Source organism: Streptomyces zhihengii (assembly GCF_016919245.1).
Taxonomy (GTDB): domain Bacteria; phylum Actinomycetota; class Actinomycetes; order Streptomycetales; family Streptomycetaceae; genus Streptomyces; species Streptomyces zhihengii.
This window is the reverse complement of record NZ_JAFEJA010000002.1, coordinates 2,045,733-2,065,356: the sequence shown is the minus strand read 5'-3', so window position 1 is coordinate 2,065,356 and position 19,624 is coordinate 2,045,733. Positions and strand designations below refer to the sequence as shown.

Below are 19,624 nucleotides of genomic sequence, written 5' to 3'. Positions count from 1 at the left end.
AACTCGCGAGCGGTCCCGGGTACGGCATCGTCATCTTGTCTCGTGGACCGTTCCGGAGCGGTGAAAGGGAGCCTAGGCGATGGAGGTCGGGCCGAGGTTGTCGGCGACGGCGTCCAGGGTGGCCCTCCAGGGGTACGTGGCGGGATTGCCCTGGCCCGGTTCGTTCGGGATGAAGCCGCCTTCGCCGTACAGCACCCGGACCCCAGCGTTCCGGAGGGCGTCGATCGAGCGCTCGAACTGCGGGTGCGCGAGGTGTGCCCGGTTCACGCACGGCATCATCGCCATAGGGATGCTCCTGCCGATGCCCTCGGCAATTACGCCGACGAGCCACTTGTCCGTGATCCCGAGCGCCCACTGGTTGATCGTATTGAAGGTCGCCGGCGCGACGACGACGGCGTCCGGCTGCGGCCACACGTCCGGCTGTCCGGGAAGGCTGTAGTCCCAGCGGACGGGGTGACCGGTGAGGGCGGCGAGGCCGTCGAGGGAGTCAGCAAGCCAGCGGGCGGCCGTCGGGGTGAGACCGAGGCATACGTCCCAGCCGTCGGCCTGCGCCTCCTCGATGACGCGTGCGACGTCGAAGACGGGCGGGGCCGCGCTGCTGAACAGGTACAGGGTCGGATTGGTCATGGGTGTATCCGATCACAGCCAGGCGCCCACCAACTCGACGGAGTCCCTTGTGCATCCCCCTGTCGCGGCATAGAGCAGCGCGTAGCGTTCCAAGTAACAAGTCAGAGACGCGAGTCCGGTATGCCGCCGCGGGACTGGGACCACACCGGTGAGCGGATCAAGGAGCAGCGGCGGCTGGCGGGGCTGACGCAGCGGGAGCTGTCCGACTTCTCATGCCCGCCAAACCGGCCAACCCCGCGGGCCCGGATACGGCACCCCGCCGGGCGAGCAGGCGAACTCACGGCCCGGAGCATCCCCGCGGGCGCGGGATCATCAACGCGCTCGCGACCTTCAGCATCCACGGCGAGGACTCGGCCGCCGAGGGCGCCGTGCCCTTCCAGCCCCGCTCTCGCGATACCTCACATCCCGGCAGTCGTGGGCAGCCCGGAGGGCTTCCCGGACGTCGAGGGCGCTGACCACGTCGATGTCCCCGGCCACGGTCACCCGGCAGCGGCCGGGCCGGGTCGGGTGCACTGCGGCGTGGAGCGTGTCGTACACAGCGCCCCCAGTCACCGATGCGGACGGGGGTGTACGTCCAGGAGAAACCTCGACCAGCGGCGAAGTCCATACCCTGCGGAACGGGGCCGGCGGCGGCCAGCATCGGCCGGACGCTTCATCCCGGCCGCCGGGGCGGCGTCCAATCGCACATACTTGCTCGCGGTCCCGGTACCCGGGTCGATCCCGTTCACCCACAGCTGGGCCTCCGAGAGGTTCGCGGCGGTGCCCGCGGGCTCGTATGAGAAGCCGTTCCACTCCTCCAGAGCCCGCGGCTCGTCCGGGCGGAGGTGTCCGTGGGCGGGGCTCGGGCCGGGTGCCCATGGCCGGGTTGACCTGCTACAAGCCGGGGAAGCGGTCCCGGATGTTCTACTCGGTCCGCGAGTACCGGGGCCGCAAGGGCGAGCCGAAGGGCATCGGGTGGCGCGACCTGCGCAACCTGCTGGTCAGAGCGCACATCCAGCTCGACGGCCCGATCGTGCTGGTCTGGGACAACCTGCGCACGCACCTGGTCGAGCCGATGCGCCAGTTCATCGCCGACCACGCGGACTGGCTCACCGTCTTCCAGCTTCCGAGCTACTCGCCGGACTTGAACCCGCAGGAGGGCATCTGGTCGCTGGTCAAGCGCGACATCGGCAACCTTGCCGCAGCCGACCTCGGCCAGATCACTCGCGCCGTCAAGCGCAAGCTCATAATGGTGCAGTACCGACCAGAGGTCATCAACGGCTGCCTCGCCGGCACAGGCCTGGCCCTGGACGAGTGAACGCAACGGCTGGCCGATCGGCGATTGGCCGGCACGGTCAAGTCAAAGTTGCTGGTCAGATACGGTGACGGAATGACCGAGAGCCTGCCTGCCGACGTAGCCGATGCGCTCGCGGCAGTCCTGAACACGGACAATCCGGTTCATGTCGCGCTCCGAAGGCAGGTTCCGCACCTCAGCGTGCGAGGGCGCTGCACATGCGGATGCGGAACCGCCTATTTCGAACTCGACACCAGCAAGGCGGAGCCCGCACCTACTGGTCCCAGCACTGTCGTGGCGGCCGAAGCGCAGCTCGTCAGCGAGGCTGGCGAGTGCCCCGGCGAGGTCCTGGTCTTTACGCAAGGCGGCTACCTGTCGTGGCTGGAAGTCTGTTCCTGGAGCGACGACGTCGAGGTGACCCTGGCTGCCGCGCGTCGCTGGCTGCAGACACGCTCTTGATCTCGAACGGTCAGAGTTCAGCGGTCTATGCGACACCACCGACATTGATGCTGATACTCAGGTTCCGGTGGTCGTGGCTCTGCCACTGACTGACGCCCTGCTGGGCTGTCTTCAAGGTGTTCTGTCCGGCTGCCGGAACCTGTTCTCATGGCTCCGGCCGGGCGGAACATGACCTGATAGCGCCTCTGTGTGTCAAGCGGCCTGAGCGAGGCGGTTTCGCTGGTCTCGTTTCATGATCCGGTAGACCACGTTGGACAGCCTTCGCTTGAGAGCCCTGCGGGCCTCTGAAGGCGTTTTCCCCTCGCTGATCTTGCGGAGGTAGTAGTCCTGGCCGCGCCCGCCGTCGCGGATCTGGCAGACGGCGATGGTGTGCAGGACCGAGTTCAGTGCGCGGTTGCCGCCGGTGTTGAGCCGGTGGCGGACGTTGTTGCCGCTGGAGGTATCCAAGGGTGCACTGCCGGTGTAGCTGGCGAAGTGGTGCTCGGTGCGGAATCGGCTGACGTCCCCGATGTGGCCGAGGACCTTCGCGGCCAGCACGGTGCCCAGGCCCGGCAGGGTAGTCAGCGTGGTGCGGGTTGCCGCGACGGCCTCACGCATCTCGGCCTCGTTGTCTTTGACCTGCCGGTCCAGTCGGCGCAGGTCGGCCAGCAGGTCACGGGCTATGTCCCGGCGGCAGTTGTCGGTGGCTGTGACCGGCCGGATGCCCTTCATAAAAGCGGCAGCCTTGTCGGCCGACAAGCCGGTGGGGGCTCCGCCGGGCAGGAGGTCGCGCAGGACGGCGTGGAGGCGGTTGAGGACGCGGGTGCGCTCGTGGACCAGGTCGTCTCGGCGCTCGGTCAGCAGTCGAAGGATCGTGGTCTGGTCTTCCTGGACCACGGGGCGCAGGTCATGGCGAAAGAGGGCGACCTGGGCGACGTGGAGGGCGTCCTTGGCATCGGTCTTGCGATCGCCGCCGGTGGCCAGCAGCCGGGCCCGGGCCGACAGGGTGGAGGGCACGTCGACCACGTTCTCGCCCGCGGCGGCCAGCTGCTGGGCGAGTGAGCGCCCCAGGCCGCCGGCGCCCTCGACCGCAAAACGACGCTCGGGCCACTGCTCGCACCAGCGCATCAGCTGCCGGAAGGTTCCGGCGTTGACGACGAAGCGGCGCTGGGCCACCTGGTGACCTGCGGCGTCGACAGCGACGGCGGTGTGGGATGACTTGTGGGGATCGACACCGATCAGGATCACAGGCTGCTGTCCTCGCACTCGATGAGTCAGGAAGGGGAGTGCGGTGGGCACCCTGACTTGAAGTCACTGCGTCACCTTCATGCCTCTGTCGAGCCACACCGCGCGGGTGTCGGCCGGCGGCGGCACGCTATCAGTGAGCCAGCCCGAGGGCGGCAAGGAGCACTGCGGGCCCATGCCGACCGACACCCTGGACGCTACGGCTGCAGACCGAGCGTCTGGGGTCGATTCAACAAGTCAGGAGCTTGGTCAGAAGCCCCCTCAATGTCCTGTCTGCGCCACCCGGCCGGCGCCCACCTCCGGTTGGGAAGGCACCATCAGCATGACATCAGAGGCGGCAGGGCAAACCCCGGGCCAAGGCGTGTTCGGCGGGGTCGACTCCCACGCCGACACCATCCACGTCGCGGCTATCGGAGACAACGGCGGCCACCTCGCAGACGCCGAGTTCGCCACCACCGCCGCCGGATACGCCGCGGCCCTGGCATTCCTGGACGCCCACGGCCACGTGATCGCCATCGGCGTGGAGGGCACCGCCTCCTACGGCGCCGGATTCACCCGTGCCGCCCGCTCCCACGGACACCGCGTCGTCGAGGTGAACCGGCCCGACCGGGCCGAACGCCGCCGCATCGGCAAGTCGGACCCCATCGACGCCTACGCCGCCGCCCGCGCGGCCTTCTCCGGACGCGCCTCCGGCTCGCCCAAGGACGACACCGTCGCCGGTATACGCGCCCTGCACAACGCCGCCCGCTCCGCGGTCAAGGCCCGCACCGCCGCCCTGAACCAGATCACCCACATCCTCTTCACCGCACCCGAGAGCATCCGCGCCACATACGGACGACTCAAGGGAACAGACCGCACCGACGCACTGGCCCGGCTGCGGCCGGCCGGGGACGCGGTCCACGTCGCGGTCCTCGCCGCCCTCAGAAGCCTCGCCCGACGCGTCAAAGAGCTGACGGCCGAGCACACGGCCCGGACCAAGGTCCTCGACAGCGAGGCCACCGTCTTGAACCCCGGCCTGCGTGCCGCCCACGGAGTCGGCCCCGACACCGCCGCCCAGCTGCTGATCACCGCCGGAGGCAACCCGGAGCGCATGCGGACCGAGGCATCCTTCGCCGCACTCTGCGGAGCCGCACCCGTCCCCGCCTCCAGCGGCAGAACCAACCGCCACCGTCTCTCACGAGGCGGGGACCGGGCAGCGAACGCCGCCCTCTACCGCATCGCCCTGGTCCGCATGTCCAGCGACTCCCGCACCCGCGACTACGTCGCTCGGCAAACCGCCGCCGGCCGAACCAAGAAGGAAATCATCCGGCTGCTGAAACGAGCCATCGCCCGGGAGATGTTCCGCTGCCTGACCACCACGGTCACCGTCCCGGGCATCGCCGACCTGAGACCACTGCGGCAGTCCAAGAACATCACCCTCACCGCCGCAGCCCGCCACTTCGGGGTGTGGCCCGCCACCATCTCTACCCTCGAACGCGGCATCCGCCGGGACGACGCCCTCGCCCACACCTACCGGGACTGGCTCAAAGCCGCCTGATCACGCGCGAGGCCCTGTCACGTCCGGCATCTCGGGCCACAGCCAGCCGCCGGGAGAAGCATCCGACGGCCGGCCCGCGCGCACGAAGTCGCCGTACTCGTCCTGGACGATCCCCTCGTTGACCCACCGGCCCCGGCCCGCTCCGGCGCACTGCTCGGCAACGATCAGCGCAGCCAGCGGGTCCTCAGCCATGCCCAGGAGCCGCCCAAACTCGCCGGCCTCGTCATCGGGATCGAACGGCGGGAACTCGCCCAGATCGAAGAAGCCCTCACTGCCGGCGTCCTCAACCGTGTGGAGATAGACCTCGAAGGATGTCTTCGCCGCACGAACTTCTACATAGCGGACCCCCGGGCGCCCTGCCGAGCCGCACGGCCCAAGGAACTGCTCGACCGAACGACCCCGCCGCAGGGCCCCGAGAAGGAACGACTCCGCCAAATACCGCATCCGGCAACCATACGGCGCTCACCCTGCCGAGAGGGCTTGACGATCAATAGGAGCATCATCGTTCAAGTTCAATAGGCGCGCTGCTACGGACAAACCCCAACTACCTGCCGACGCCGACGATCCACACGTATGGACAATCGCTCCCCGCGGGTGCCGACGAAGTCGGTCAAGCGGGTGGGCTCGGGGACGGTGGAGAAGCCGACAGAGTCGACGCGGAGGTAGAGGAAAAGCCGTCCGCGGGCAGATCCCAAACGCAACGCCCCAGTTGGCCGACCGGAGTCAGGTCGGTCTGGGCCAGCGCGGATCACTCGTCGCACTCTGCGGCACGAGTCCTGGGCCTTGACCCCGGATGTTGAACACACGAGACACTGGATCCTGAGGATCTGAGAACGGACATCTCGTGGTCATGAAGAACTACCCGCCGCAGTTCAAGGCGGACGCGGTCGCGCTGTACGAGTCGCGGCCGGAAGCGACGATCAGGTCGGTCGCCGCCGATCTGGGGATCAATCCGGAGACCCTGCGGAACTGGGTGAGGGCCGCCGGCGTGAGTCGTCCCCGGGGCCGGCGGACGCAGGACCCCTCTCAGCCGCCGGCCCCGCTGGAGGCGGAGAACGCCGCTTTGCGGAAGAAGGTCCGTGAGCTGGAGGAGGAACGCGAGATCCTGCGCAAAGCGGCGAAGTATTTCGCCGGGGAGACGCGCTGGTGAACCGCTTCCAGTGTGTCGCCGACCTCCAGCGCCGTCACGGCGTGAAGCGGCTGTGCAGCATCCTCGGCGTCAGCCGCTCGAGCTTCTACTACTGGCGCCGGACAGCCGCTGACCGCGCCGCCCGGCAATCAGCCGACGCCCGCCTGGCGACCCGGATACGGGCGGTGCACCAGGAATCGGACGGCACTTACGGAGTCCCGAGGATCACTGCCGAGCTTCGCGAGAAGAACGGTGAGGTGGTCAACCACAAGCGGGTCGCCAGGATCATGAGGGCGTCCGGGATCGAGGGGGTCCGGTTGCGTCGCCGGCACCGCACTACCGTCCCAGACCCGGCCGCGGCCAAGGCCCCGGACCTGATCGGCCGCGACTTCACCGCGGACAAACCGAACACGAAGTACGTCGGCGACATCACTTACCTGCCCATCGAGGGCGGGAAGTTCTGCTACCTGGCGACCGTCATAGACCTTGCCTCACGACGCCTGGCGGGCTGGGCGATCGCCGACCACATGCGCGCGGACCTCGTCACCGACGCCCTGGCCGCGGCGATCCGCACCCGCGGCAGCCTCGCCGGATCGATCATGCACACCGACCACGGAGCCCAGTACACGAGCAGAATTTTCGCTGAAGCATGCAGGTCAGCAGGGGTGCGGCGAAGCATGAGCGCGGTCGGGTCCAGCGCGGACAATGCACTCGCCGAGTCCTTCAACGCCACCTTCAAACGCGAGACCCTGCAGGGACGGAAAGGCTGGTCCACCGAGCGCGAGGCCCGGCTCGACGCCTTCCGATGGCTCCACCGCTACAACACCCGACGCCGACATTCCTACCTCGGGCAACGATCACCGATCGCCTTCGAGGAAGCTCTCCAGCTCACACCAACTACGCTGGCCCAAGCCGCATAACCCGTGTTCAGGATTCGGGGTCAAGGCCCCCTCGAGCCCGGAGTTCCTCCACCCCGTTGTTGGCGTCTCCGAGTGCCTGCCGGGTGAGCCGTTGCACCAGCTCGAGGTCGATGCCGCTGTCAGGCCCGGTGACGCGGGCCCGGACCGGCCGTAGGAAGCCAAGGGCCGACGCCTCGTCGCGGGCCGCTGTCTCCCTCACGCGATTTCCTCTTCCTCTCGCCACGTTGCCAGCACGGACCGTACGACGCTGGAGACCTGCTCCTGCTCCCTACGGTCGGCCCACAGGTGTGCATCGTGTTCGGTGAGCTTGACCGTGTCGCTCTCGTGGGTGACGTGGGCGGTGAAGTTGAACTGTCGGGTCTTCTTGCCGCTCTTGGAAAGGTAGTCGAAGTGCCCGAGGTAGGTCTCGATCGTGGTGACCATGAGGCCGGTCTCCTCGGCGACTTCCCGGTGGAGAGCTTCGGTCAAGGTCTCGCCCGCGTCGACGCCGCCGGAGGGGAGCTCCCACAGGCCGCCGAGGTAGTCGTCGGCGGCGCGGCGCAGCAGCAGTACCTCGCCTTCCGCGTTGGGGATGACGGCGCCGACGACGTGCTTGGTGATGCCGTCGGCGTCGGCGGCGTGGATGAGGTCGCCCAGGAGGGCGGCGTCGACGGGTGCGCTCACTTCACGAGTTCCTTGTGGTGTTCGGCGACCTTGATGACGGCCGCGGTGTACGCCTCGGCGAGGTGGAGGCCCTGGTCACGGTGCCACCCCGGAAGTTTCACCGTGCTGCCGTGCACACGTCGGGCGGTGGTGAAGCTGTCGGCGGCGGGGCCCTGGTGGTCAGCGTAGCCGGGCAGGAGGGCCCCGGGAGGGCGGACAGCTGGTGATCCCCCAGCGGCCGGGTGGAGCCGGGCAGGTCGATCTCGCTGGCGCCCTCGGCGTGGACGGCTTCGAGGAACCGTTCGACGGGCAGGACGGCGAGCTGGTCCGGGTTGTAGCGCAGAGGCAGCGCGTACCAGGCCGGACGGGCATGGGACGGCGGGTGCGGCACGTCGACGCCCGGCACGTCGCGCAGAGCCCGCAGCATCCGGGCAGCGACAGCTTCGCGACCGGCCAGGTATCCCTTCATCCGGGGAAGTTGGGCCTGGCCAGTGCGGCCGCCCGGGGGTGGATGCGCAGTTTGAGCCCCATCCCCGTGACCGCGTACGGGGCAAGTTCGTGGTCGGCGGGGATTTCGCGGCGGCATCGCTTGCTGTACTGGCCGTGCAGCAGTACGCGGTAGTACAGCTCGGTGTCGTCGGTGGCGGCGAATCCGCAGTGGAAGGTGTAGCGGCCCTCGACCAGGTACGGTCGGCCGATCTGCTCCAGCAGCTGCACTGCCGCGTTGTAGACCGGGTGGAAGCGGCGCTGAACGGTGACCATCAGTTCGATGCCGGCCTTGTCGCACAAAGCCACCAGCTCGGCGGCCTCTGCCGGGCCGGTCGCGAACGGCTTCTCCTTCATCACATGCACTCCGGCCGCCGCGCAGGTCTCGATGACCTCACGTCCGGCGTGGTGGGGCACCGCGACGATGGCGAAGTCCGGACGCACGTCCTCCAGCAGGGCACGGAGGTCGGTGAAGCCGGGCACGCTGTGCTGCTGGGCCTGGACGGCGACCTTGCTGGAGTCGGTGTCGCAGACCGCGGCGAGCTGGGCGAACTGGGAGTCGGCCAGCCCTGGAAGGTGGTCCAGTCGCCGGCGACGTAGTAACGGTCCTCACGTGGGGGCTGTGTCGGAGGCGAACGAGACGCACGTGGTGGCGGTTCGGGTCCGTGCGTCAGGTTCGCCGTTCCGCATTACAGCGTGGAGTTGCACCCTTATCATGTGGTGCCGGTCAGGTGCACGGCAGCGGATGTGTCGGTGGTGGGGAGGCGCTCGGTGCGATCGTGGATTTCAACTCTGCCCCGCGCGTCTTGAGCGCGGGGGGGCATGTTCTTTCTGAACTGGTGGATGCGCTGTGCGATCTGCCGGGCTTCGCCGACGCGCCTACCCGCGCTGTAATTCTGCGGGATTTGCGACCGCCGTTGGTCGACGTACTCAATTGGGAAGCTTCCACCAGGTCGATGGCCGGTCAGGTGGTCCAGCAGTTTCGGCACAGGGACGGTGCCCTCCTGGAACTCGTCCAGGTGCTGGCGTACTTCCATGGTGAGACGCCTGCGATAGCTCGGATGCGCCTGCTGGTCACCCGGCTGACGAAGCCTGTCGATCCGGTCACCCCACGGGGCGCGGAGCTCGTCCGGATACTCACCGACGGGCTTCAGCCTTGGTTGCCGTCCTTCCTGGAGGTTGCAGGCTCGGCTGCCGAGCGGGCTCCTCGGTCTCCCGGGGAGGCCGTCGCGTTTCTTGAGGATCTAGCTGCGCCTCCCCATCAGCCGCCCCCTGTACTCCGATTCGCTGTTGCCCTGGCTGGCTGTCCCGGATGGTCCCGGCCGCAGTTGGAAGAGCTGCAGGAGTGGATTCAGCGGCTTGCCAGGCGGCTTGGGGTTTCGATTCCGGTGGAGGCGGGCGCGCCGTACTCTCACGGCCCGTCGGCCGGCCCTGGCAATGACGTGCGGCTGGTGGTGAGCTTGCAGCGCTATCAGCCGGGCTCGCGGGAGTGCCTGTTGTCCATGTGGCTCGGGTACAGCCGGGATCGCTGGATCGTCCTCGTTGTCGAGGACGAACCACAGTCCCTTGAGCGGATTGTCGCCCGTTTCAACTTGTATTTCGAAAGGGCACAGGAGCTCTCGGGCTCGCTGCCCTCACGTGTGGAATTCATGCTTCCGCGCTCTCTGCTCGGCCTGCCGGTCGATCGTTGGTCCGTTAAGAGCCCCGACAGCGATCAGCCTGCCGCGGGTCTGCCCCTGGGTGTTCTGTGTCCTGTGGTCGTACGCGATCTGGAACGCCCTGCGGACTCGCGGGCGCGCGAGCGATGGTCGCGTCGTTGGCAGGAGTACAAGAGTTCGCGCAGCCTCCCCGTCGAGCGGACCGCCTGGCTGCCGACCGGACGCGATCATGACCTGCCGAGTAGGACGCGAGAGCTCTCCCATGCCCTCGCCGTTGTCGTGGAGCCGCCACCTCGCCAGACCTACGCTCCAGCTGGCGAGGTGACGCGGGCCGTGGGGATGGCCCTGGACGCGGGCGTTCCCGTCGTCTTGTGGGGACGTGATGAAGGCGACGCCGACGGACATGCAGAGTCGGGTGCACTGCATGCAGTCACCAGACGGCTGATGTCGGGAGGCAGCCCCACGCGACTGCCCGACCGCATAACGTCGTTGCGACGGGAGGCACTCGACTCGGGGGCGCCGTCCCCGGCGGAACAGCTGGCACTCGTGTGGGACGACCCCGGCGGACGCCCCGATGTCGGGGGCGGCGCACTGCGGTGTCCCTGAGACGGCAGCATGCCGACCGGCGTGGGAAGGGCATGAACAGCGGCGAGGAAGGCAGGCAGAGACAGATGCGCGAGGGATACATCTACCGAGGGGGCGGCCAGCCGCACAACGGAATCGATCGGCTACCTGAGCCGCCTCCGTGGCGTGACATGCGAGGCCGTGGCCAGTTCAACAGGGGTGAGCGCATCCGGCCGGCCGGGACGAGGGCAGACACCTACCGGGCCACCGAGGCGACCGTGGAGGCAGTAAATGCGGCCCTGATGCTGCGCCGTCCGCTGCTGGTGACCGGGCCCCCCGGCTCCGGAAAGTCGTCCCTGGCGTTCCACATCGCGCACGAGTTGGGCCTTGGCCGGGTGCTGCAATGGCCCATTACAAGCCGTTCCACGCTGAGGGACGGTCTTTACGCATACGACGCCATCGGGCGCTTGCAGGAGGCGGGCCTCTCCGCATATAGGCAGTCCTCGTACTCGCCCAGTGATCGTCTGGCGTACGACGGCTCCGCTCGTGTCCACGACGACGCAGCCGGTCCCAGCCAGCCGGACATCGGAGATTTCATCCGCCTCGGGCCTCTGGGTACGGCTCTTCTCCCTGTCGAACGGCCTCGGGTGCTGCTGATCGACGAGTTCGACAAGAGCGATCACGATCTGCCGAACGATCTGCTGCATGTGTTCGAGAACGGCGAGTTCGAGATTCCTGAACTCGCCCGAGCGTCCCAGGCTCAGCCGACCAAGCAGGTGCACACCGACGATGGGAGGACCGAGTTCAGTGACGGCACGGCCCTCATCTGCGACGGACGAGTCGCGTGCACCACCTTTCCCGTCGTGATCTTGACCAGCAACGGCGAACGGGACTTCCCTCCAGCTTTTCTGCGCCGCTGTATTCGCCTTGACCTCCCCGTCCCGGACATCCAGCGGCTGGCCGAGATCGTCCACGCACATCTTGGAGAGGAAGGCATCCACCGAGGTAGGCGTCTGATCGAAGAATTCGTCCATCGGCGCGCCAACGGGACTCTGTCTACTGACCAACTCCTCAACGCGGTCTATCTGCTGCTCGGCGATGGGTCCAGCGAGGCCCGGACAGAGCTGCTGGAACAGGTCCTGAGGCCTTTGGGACCAGGTGACTGATGCTGCCATTGGAGCACCTGTTGCGGGCACTGGGCGATTACACGGTCGAGGCCGAGGACCTCGCTGACGCCCTCTGGCTAGCCGAGCACCTGCCGAGCGCGACAGCACGATCCAGCAACAGTTCTGAGGTGCTCGGTGGCGACGATCCTGCGTTCCGATCGCCGCCACGCCCTGACGACGTCACCGCTGATCAACATGGCCCCCCGCCGGATGGTCGGCCTCCCGATGGATCCGACAGCCCGCAGTTCGACCTGTACCTTCCGGCTGCACCCAATGGCGTCGACCGCACGAGTGCGGTGTCGCCGCTCCCGCTGCAGGCGCCTCGTGCTCTGCCACACCGTCACCGACTCGCACGATCATTGCGCCCTCTGACCCGCCGGGCCCCGTCCCCGGACCGGACCGAACTGGACGAGGAGGCCACAGTGCAACACATCGCAGACACTGCGCTGTGGCTGCCCGTCCTGAGACCGGCGCCGAGCCGTTGGCTCGACCTGGCGCTCGTCGTGGACGACAGCACCTCCATGCTCATCTGGCAGGAGACCGTGCAGGAGTTCCTCTCCGTCCTCGTGAGCGTAGGGGCGTTCCGCTCGGTGCAGCACTGGATCCTTCCTACGGAAGAGGTCGCCGCTCAGGGTCTGGTTCTGCGCTCGCCTGCCGGACTGGACCACAACCACAGTCCGATGGAAATCGTCGATCCAACGGGTCGACGTGTCGTGCTCGTACTGTCGGACTGCATCAGCCCGGCTTGGTCGGACGGCACTGTGCTGCAGCTCCTGCGCGCATGGGGCCGGACCGGTCCGGTAGCGCTCGTCCAATCCCTTCCGCGGGGATTGTGGGAGCGCAGTGGGCTCGCCCTACAGGCAGTGCGCTTGTACCCCCCTGTGCCCGGTGCACCCTCCCTACTCCAGAGGCACGAGCCACTCCCCGGGCAAAGAGATCTTGTTCACGGCATGGCCGTCCCCGTGCTGGAAATGACCCCCCACTGGCTCGGCCAATGGGCGTCTTTACTCAGTGGCGAATTGCCCTACTGGGACACGTTGGTGGCGGCCGTGCCCGAGAGACCGAACGCCCCGGTCGTAGACATGATGCGGCTGCGCCAGGAGGAGCCCCCAGAGGAGCGCCTCGAGCGCATCAAGCGTCGTCTCAGCCCACCGGCGCTGCGCCTGGCACGGCACCTGGCTGTGGTCCCCTTGAGCCTGCCCGTGATGCGGCTCGTCCAGAACGCGGTGTGCCGGGACAGCCGCCCCTCTGTATTGACCGAGGTGCTGTTCACCGGGCTTGTCACCCGGCTGCCGCTGGCCAGTCCTTCTGATGGGCCGCAGAGGAAGCCTGACGCTGTCGGCAGCGTGCTGTTCGACTTCCTCCCAGGCATGCGCGAACTCCTGCTCAGCGAGATCCGGCGCGTGGAGGTTCTGCAAACTGCTTCGCTCGTCGCGGACTATGTCCTCGGTCAACTCTCCACGGGTCATTCGCCAGTGACGTTTGCGGCTCTGATCGCCGAAGGGGACGAGGCGGTCGCCGTGGCCCGCTCGGAGCAGCATTTCGCAACGGTGACGGCCCAGGTGCTCCGTCATCTGAGCGGCCAGTACGAGTCACTCGCCGAGCGCCTCGACCAGCGGGAGACGCCAGGTCCAGACCTCGTCGCCAGTCCCACGGGTGATGGGGCAGGCTCTCACGATCCCTTGACCGGGCTTCCCGCATCAGCGCCGCTTCTGGATCGCGATGGTGTCCTCACTGAGCTGCGCCGGGCCGCGCACCTCGCCGCTACCGGTGAAGGCACTGAGACGGTTCGCATCGTGCTTGTCGCCCGCGAAGGCAGTGGCACCAGCGCGGTCGCCGCCCGCTACGTTGCCGAACACCGAGCCGCCTACGGGCACATCGGGTGGACGGCGGCTGGCACCAAGCCCTCATTGTGCACGTCGTCGGACTTGCAGGAGGCGGTGGTCCAGGGGCGGCCGGCGACCTGGCTGCTCGTCATGGATGGCGCACGCCCGGAGAATGTGCCTCCGGTGCTGCCGAGCGCACCAGGAGTCCTCCTGATCACCTCTGCCGAGGACGCGTGGCCGGAGCCGTACTCCACTCAGCCGCTGCCCCCGCTCAGACCCTCCGCTTCGATGGGGCTTTTGCGCGGCCTCGTGCCGCGGCTGTCTCCACCGGTGGCCCTGCGCATTGCGACGCGGCTCCATGACCTGCCGCTGGCGCTCGCCATGGCTGGCGGCTTCCTCTCCGAGAGCGATGCCACTGAGGAAGCGGGATCCGCGCTTCTGGCCGCGCTCGGCGCTGACCCCACTCCCGGCGCACCCCCTGCTGAGCCTCTGGCCGACCCTCTGCTGGCCATGTGCGATCTGGTCCTGGAGCAGATCGACCTGCGCCATCCGCAGGCAGCGCCGTTGCTGGACCTGCTCGCCGTGCTCGGTCCCGGACCGGCGCCCATGGCTCTGCTTCGGCATGTCCTGCCGGGCGGCCACGGCGAGATCGAGGCGGCGGTCAGGGCTCTCGCCGCGGCCTTCGTGGCGCAGCCGTCGCCGGACCAGGATCTGTTTTCGCTTCGCTCATCCGCACGGCGCGCGCGCCTTCAGAACATGGAGGCTCACCGCGCCGATACGGCGCGGCGGCAGGCCCGTACCGCTCTGGTGAACTGTGTTGCCGCTCTCGCCCTAGGCGGTGACGGCGCGGATCGGCGGCGGGACAGGGTCGCCCTGACCTGCCATCTCTTGCCCATCGGGGCCCTGACGGACCCCGACCCTTCTGTGCGTGCGGCTGTGGTTGGACAGGTGCGCTTTCTCGTCGAGTGCGGTGACTTGCCCGCCGCGCGGGACCTGGCTGCTGATGTACTCACGCATTGGGGTCCGGACGACCCGCTCGTCGTCGAACTCGCCGCCATGGTCGGTGCGCAGGAGGAGCCTGGCACAGTAGACCCTTTCGGCCGCGTCCCTGATGAGACGGGAGAGGGCCGGCCGTGACGGGCACCGCGCCGGCGGAGCCCGCCGCGGAAGAGCTCTCGCCCGTGCCGGGTCCGCTGAGCGCGTCACCGCCTCCCGGTGACGGGAACTCCTCGCCGGTGGGGCGGTATGCCCTGAGCATTGGAGTGTCATGGTTTGCGCCGAGTCCCGAGCACGGTCTGGACGGCGAGGGTCCTGATCCTCTGACCTTCGCTCCAGGGCGTGTAGCTGCCTTGTCCGATGCGTTGGAGCGGGAGCCGTACCGCTACGAGTGCACCCGGCTCACTGGTCCGGACACCGCCCCTGCAGAATGTGTTCCAGCCAGCACGTCCCAGACGGCGTCCTCGGCGTCCGACGCGCTGGACCCGGACATGAACCGGGGATGGCAGCCGTCCGCCGATCGTCTCGGCGCCACCATACGTCAGGCCTTGACGACTGCCGGACCCGAGGACGTGTGGGTGGTCCACGTCCTCAGCCATGGCGTCGTACGACCGACCGGCTTGTACACCCTGGGCGCGGACAGCGTGCATACCGAGTGGACGTCGGTCCGGAACTGGCTTTCTGCAGTGGAAGACTTTCCGGGACGTCCGCTGGTGCTGTTTCTCCTCGATCTGTGCCATTCCGGTGCCGCTGCGCGCTACGACTACCAGTTGAGCGGCTTGACCGACGGGCACCACCGGGCGTGGGTGATTGCGGCTTCCGGCCCGTCGGAACTGGCGGTTGAGGGCCGGTTCAGCCGTGCTGTTGCCGACGTCCTGAATGCCGTCGCCGAGCGGCGTATCCAGTACGACCACACCCGTCGCCACCTTGGCTTCCATTGGTTCGTCGACCGGGTCCGGGACCGGCTCCGCGAACTGGTCGAGGAATGTGGCGGCATGGCTCACCGGGTCACTGCCGATGTCCTGGACACTGCCGCGCCGGATCTGCCGTTCTTCCCCAATCCCTGCTTCACCCACGGCCTGGCTGACCTGCCGGGGGCGCCCTACGAGCACACGACTTCTGTCAACGTTCAGGGTGATGACGTTGTCGACCCTGATCATTTTCTCCGGCACGCGCGGGGCGGCGCGGGGTTTGCACCGCAGCCCGGTACCGCCGGTGAGCAAGACGGCGGTCTGTTCACCGGCCGGCATGCGGAGCTTGTGCGTCTGGCCGAGTGGTTCGTCGCAGGGTCTGGAGCTGCACGGCTGCAAGCCGTCACCGGAGGCCCAGGCTCCGGCAAGTCGGCTCTGCTGGGGGTGCTGCTGCGTGCGGCACATCCGGGCTTGGGGAGCACGGCGGGGGCCGTGCAGGAGTTGGTGGCACTCAGCCGGACAGTGATCGCGCCTCCTCTGACCGTCCACGCTCGGCAGCGCACCTTGGCCGAAGTCGTCGACTCGCTGATCCGGCAGGCAGGCGCTTATGGCGGCAGCTGGGCGGATCGATCGGACGAGCCTGAAGGCGACCCCCGGCGGCTGATGGACGTCCTGAGCCGTCTGCCGGGAACGCCGCCCGTCGTGGTGGTTGATGCGCTCGACGAAGCCCGTGAGGCGTCTGCACTCGTCCACGACCTGCTGGTCCCGTTGACAACCTTGACACGGCCGGACGGGAGGCCGCTGTGCCGGCTCCTGCTCGCCGCACGCGATGAGGAGCCCTGCTCGAGCCTCATAGCCACAGCCCGGAATGGCGGTTCGCTCATCGACCTGGACACCATCAGTCGCCAGACTCTTTCAGCTGACCTCGCCGCGTACGTGACGAAGCTTCTCCAGCAACCGGACGCAGAAATGGCAGACCCGGGCAGCCTCGGCACCGTCTCGGCCGTCGATGACACGCCCACCGGGCACGGGCAGAGGGAGCTGCTGAAGCACCCGACCGGTGGGGAGAGCGGCGAAGAACACGAAGCGCAGCATGGGGACGCTGCGACCGCGCAACAGGGCGAGGCGGAAGGCGTGGCCGCCTTCGCTCAAGCGACCGCCGAGGCACTAACCGACCCAGAACACACGACCACTACCGGTCCGTACCTGATGGCAGCGCTGTATGCCTCCTACGCCTCCCAGGAGAGTGTCCGCCATCTGTTGGGAGACACGGCCACCGCCTGCGAACTGGGCGCCAAGGTGCCCGGCAGTCTGCCCGATCTGCTCGATCTGGGCTTCGTGCATGGGCACGCGCACCGGCTACTGAGACCGGTTCTCGTCGCCTTGTCCTTCGCGCAAGGCGACGGAATGCCAGTCTCTCTCGTAGCTGCCGTGGCGCGCGTCTTCGTCACGCCCGACGACGGCGCAGCAGGGACGGACCCGGCCGAAACAGGGCGCGCAGGGGTAGCCGACGTATCCGAGATCCTGCCGTCGGCAGACACTTCACCGGTTCTCGTGAGCAGCTCCGAGGTCGCTCAGCTGCTCGGCGAACTGCGTGCCTTCCTACGGGCCGTACCGGACCCAACTGGGACCGTGCTCTACCGACTGTTGCACCAGAGCGTTGCTGACGAGTTGCGCCGGCTGACGGCGCATACTGTCGCCGCAGAGAACGAGCGGCCCGAATCGGTGGACCGCCGGGTGGCAAGCACGGTGTACAGCGCACTCATCGGCTCGCTCAGCGGCCCGGTGCCAGGAGGTCCGCCCCGCTGGGCCGGGCTCGATGCCTACCTGCGCCGCCATCTCGCACAGCATGCTTTTGATGCGGGCCGCTTCGACGAACTGTGCACCGAGCCCCAGTTCCTGGTCCACGCAGACCCGGACTGGCTCGACCACGAGTTGGGCAGAACGGCTTCCGAGGCCGCCCGTGGTGCCTCCGCCGTCTACCGCACCAGTGCACACGTACATCGACGCACGTCCGACGAGCAAAGGCGGCACATCCTGTCCATAGACGCGGCCAGGCACCGGGCGCACACTCTCGCCGACCGCCTCGCCGCACCTGGCCCGGGCTGTGGCGAGGACATGCCGTGGCGCCCGCAATGGGCCACCGGGAGCCGGATCAGTGCCGCGCACGCGTTCACACTGCACCTACCCGAGGACAGGACGACCGCCCTGGCCGGTGCGCTGGTCGACATTCCGATCGTGGTGACCGGCGGCCGTAGCGGCCGGCTGAGAGTGTGGGACGCAAGTAACGGGCGGCTGATGCACACCGCAGACCCAGGTTGCGGGGAGATCAGAGCGCTTGCGTGCGCTCGCATGGGCAACACGTCAGTGGTCGTCGTGGCCGGCTCGGACGACTCTCTCACCGTGCGCTCCCTACCGACGCTCGCCCCCGTTGACACGCCTGGTCTGCGCGGTGTCCGAAGTGGAGATGTCAGGTCGATGACCCCCGTGGACCTGGCACATCAGTCCATGGTCCTGACGGCGGACACCGCGGGACGGCTGGTGCTCTGGGATCTCACAGGCATCCTGCCGCCAGAGGAGCTGCGGTCAGGACTGGGCCGCACGACAGCTCTCATATGCGTACCGGGCAACGACGCTCCGTCTGTAATTGTCGCAGATGACGAAGGCACCGTGAGTATCTGCCCGCTCTTCGGTGACCCCCAGGAGAACGGAACATTCCACCACCCTGGCCGCGTAAACGCTCTCGCTTACGCGAAATTGGACGGTACGCCCCACGTAGTGACCGGGGGCGAGGACGGAACCGTGCGAACATGGGACTTCACGGGTCGGGCACTGCGCCCGGACTCCGTCCCGCGCCACGACGGCCCAGTGTACGCACTCGCCACCATGGAGGACGAGGACGGCCATTCGCGGGTGCTCAGCGCCGGCGGGGACGGCACGATCCGCCTGTGGGAACCCCGCGATGGCTCTGAGCACAGCCGGTTCGTGGGCCATATGGGGGCCGTCACTGCCCTCGCCCAACCGCAGTCGCTTCCTCCCCTCGTCGTGTCGGCAGGCGTCGATGCCGCGTTGCGCGTCTGGCACGTACCGATGGGCGAACAACGCGTCGTACCCGCCGTCGGACACACCTCCTGGGTCCACGCACTGGCACAGACAGTCGTCGGTGGCCGCGAGATACTGTTCTCGGCGGGTGCAGACGGACTCCTGCATCGCTGGGATCTCACCTCGGGCACGCAATATGAGAACCCGTCGCCCATGTCCCAGCATCCGACGGGAGGCGTCACCCCTCTCGGAAGCACACCCTCACTCCTCGGCGACGCCCGGGGCGGCGGGCACCGGCCAGGGCGCGTGCACACGCTGGCCGTCACCCGCCTCGAAGGACGTCCCCTCGTGATCGCTGCCGGGCCGGACGGACTGCTGCAGTGCTGGGATGCGGAACGGGGCACCCCGTACAGTGAAGCCTTCGCTCACGCCGCTGCCCCGGTGCACGCCGTCACCACCACCGTGCTGGCCGGCCGCCCGTTGGTCGTGGCCGGCGGCGCAGACGGCCACCTGCACTGCTGGGATGTGGCCACGGGACGTCGACGCGGACTTCCGCTCGCCGGGCACAAGGGCGGTGTGAACGCCCTGACCTGCATCGAGAGCGACACGGAACCCATGGTGATCTCCTGCGGCGACGACGGCACACTGCGCCTGTGGGACCTGACGACCGGCCTGCCGGTGTGTCCACCCGTAGACGCCCACAGCGGATGGGCGACAGCACTCGCTTGCACCCTCCTCGACGGCAAACCACTTGCTGTGACGGGCGGTCAGGACGGCAAGATCCGGCTGTGGGACCTGTCCCGTCCGGAGCCTGGCAGCAGACTCGGCTGGGTGCGACCCCACGGAGAGCCACTGTCGGTGGCCGGCGGCGTCAACGCTGTGGCGTGCACGATCGTCGGTGGAACGCTCCTTGTTGCTGCCTCAGATGACCGCGGCGTACGGCTGTGGGACTTCGCATCGGGCGTACAGCGGACCGACATCGGCGTGCCGGGGACGGTGCCCTCGCTTCTACTTCACGGAGACCGGCTGGTGCTGGGGTGCGAGTGGGAAGTCATCGTCCTGCGGCGCTCCATCTGACGCACCTGGCCCTGCGGGGAGACGGGGCATCACCGTCCAGAGGCAAGGCCCACCACCACATGTCCCGCACGACCCCGTGCGGGACAC

14 protein-coding genes and 1 pseudogene are annotated in these 19,624 nt (G+C 68.1%); 8 read left to right on the top strand and 7 right to left on the bottom strand.

The window, feature by feature from the left end:
• Nucleotides 1–72 precede the first annotated feature (72 nt).
• A complete protein-coding gene (locus JE024_RS36505) occupies nt 73–627 on the bottom strand; it encodes a flavoprotein (protein ID WP_205378128.1) in 555 nt (184 codons plus the stop codon).
• A 548-nt stretch (nt 628–1,175) separates the two neighbouring features.
• Nucleotides 1,176–1,427, bottom strand: coding sequence for a hypothetical protein (locus tag JE024_RS41465; RefSeq protein WP_307840743.1), 252 nt, complete (start codon nt 1,425–1,427; stop codon nt 1,176–1,178).
• Between the two features lie 26 nt (nt 1,428–1,453).
• Between JE024_RS41465 and JE024_RS36500 the strand changes: the two are divergent.
• Together JE024_RS36500 and JE024_RS36495 are read left to right on the top strand one after the other, a co-directional pair.
• Nucleotides 1,454–1,924, top strand: a pseudogene (locus JE024_RS36500) (transposase); the annotation flags it as partial.
• Nucleotides 1,925–1,996: 72 nt separating this feature from the next.
• Nucleotides 1,997–2,359 carry a hypothetical protein gene (locus JE024_RS36495; protein WP_205378126.1) on the top strand — a complete coding sequence of 121 codons (363 nt, stop codon included), beginning with the start codon at nt 1,997–1,999 and terminating at the stop codon, nt 2,357–2,359.
• Nucleotides 2,360–2,551: 192 nt separating this feature from the next.
• Here the strand turns inward: JE024_RS36495 and JE024_RS36490 are convergent, their stop codons facing one another.
• Nucleotides 2,552–3,586 (bottom strand): IS110 family RNA-guided transposase, encoded by a 1,035-nt coding sequence (locus JE024_RS36490; protein ID WP_244883487.1) that lies wholly within the window; start codon nt 3,584–3,586, stop codon nt 2,552–2,554.
• Between the two features lie 319 nt (nt 3,587–3,905).
• On the opposite strand from JE024_RS36490, the gene JE024_RS36485 reads away from it, so the two are divergent.
• On the top strand, nt 3,906–5,120 hold the full coding sequence (locus JE024_RS36485) for an IS110 family RNA-guided transposase (RefSeq protein WP_244883485.1): 1,215 nt from the start codon (nt 3,906–3,908) through the stop codon (nt 5,118–5,120).
• Here the strand turns inward: JE024_RS36485 and JE024_RS36475 are convergent, their stop codons facing one another.
• Entirely contained in the window at nt 5,121–5,564 is a 444-nt protein-coding gene (locus tag JE024_RS36475; protein WP_244883477.1) for a hypothetical protein, read from the bottom strand.
• A 400-nt stretch (nt 5,565–5,964) separates the two neighbouring features.
• Between JE024_RS36475 and JE024_RS36470 the strand changes: the two genes are divergently transcribed.
• Nucleotides 5,965–7,169, top strand: a protein-coding gene (locus tag JE024_RS36470; protein ID WP_205378124.1) for an IS3 family transposase whose coding sequence is annotated in 2 segments (ribosomal slippage) — nt 5,965–6,256 and nt 6,256–7,169 — 1,206 coding nt in all. Because the reading frame shifts where the segments join, the coding sequence is not laid out codon by codon here.
• Between the two features lie 195 nt (nt 7,170–7,364).
• Here the strand turns inward: JE024_RS36470 and JE024_RS36465 are convergent.
• The 3 genes from JE024_RS36465 to JE024_RS36455 all read right to left on the bottom strand — a co-directional run bounded on the left by JE024_RS36465 (nt 7,365) and on the right by JE024_RS36455 (nt 8,864).
• Nucleotides 7,365–7,832 (bottom strand): NUDIX hydrolase, encoded by a 468-nt coding sequence (locus tag JE024_RS36465; RefSeq protein ID WP_205378123.1) that lies wholly within the window; start codon nt 7,830–7,832, stop codon nt 7,365–7,367.
• A gap of 97 nt (nt 7,833–7,929) precedes the next feature.
• A complete protein-coding gene (locus JE024_RS36460; RefSeq protein WP_205378122.1) occupies nt 7,930–8,280 on the bottom strand; it encodes a hypothetical protein in 351 nt (116 codons plus the stop codon).
• A complete protein-coding gene (locus JE024_RS36455) occupies nt 8,277–8,864 on the bottom strand; it encodes a Gfo/Idh/MocA family protein (protein ID WP_244883648.1) in 588 nt (195 codons plus the stop codon). Before JE024_RS36455 ends, JE024_RS36460 begins: the two co-directional genes overlap by 4 nt.
• Nucleotides 8,865–9,076: 212 nt before the next feature.
• On the opposite strand from JE024_RS36455, the gene JE024_RS36450 reads away from it, so the two are divergent.
• The 4 genes from JE024_RS36450 to JE024_RS36435 all read left to right on the top strand — a co-directional run bounded on the left by JE024_RS36450 (nt 9,077) and on the right by JE024_RS36435 (nt 19,537).
• Nucleotides 9,077–10,561: a VMAP-C domain-containing protein gene (locus tag JE024_RS36450; RefSeq protein ID WP_205378121.1), complete on the top strand. Its 1,485-nt coding sequence runs from the start codon at nt 9,077–9,079 to the stop codon at nt 10,559–10,561.
• A gap of 32 nt (nt 10,562–10,593) precedes the next feature.
• Nucleotides 10,594–11,685 carry an AAA family ATPase gene (locus JE024_RS36445; protein ID WP_244883475.1) on the top strand — a complete coding sequence of 364 codons (1,092 nt, stop codon included), beginning with the start codon at nt 10,594–10,596 and terminating at the stop codon, nt 11,683–11,685.
• Complete coding sequence (locus tag JE024_RS36440; protein WP_280521585.1) at nt 11,685–14,648, top strand: SAV_2336 N-terminal domain-related protein; 2,964 nt, start codon at nt 11,685–11,687, stop codon at nt 14,646–14,648. The genes JE024_RS36445 and JE024_RS36440 overlap by 1 nt, the downstream gene beginning before the upstream one ends.
• 437 nt (nt 14,649–15,085) lie before the next feature.
• Complete coding sequence (locus JE024_RS36435) at nt 15,086–19,537, top strand: AAA family ATPase (protein WP_205378119.1); 4,452 nt, start codon at nt 15,086–15,088, stop codon at nt 19,535–19,537.
• Nucleotides 19,538–19,624 lie beyond the last annotated feature (87 nt).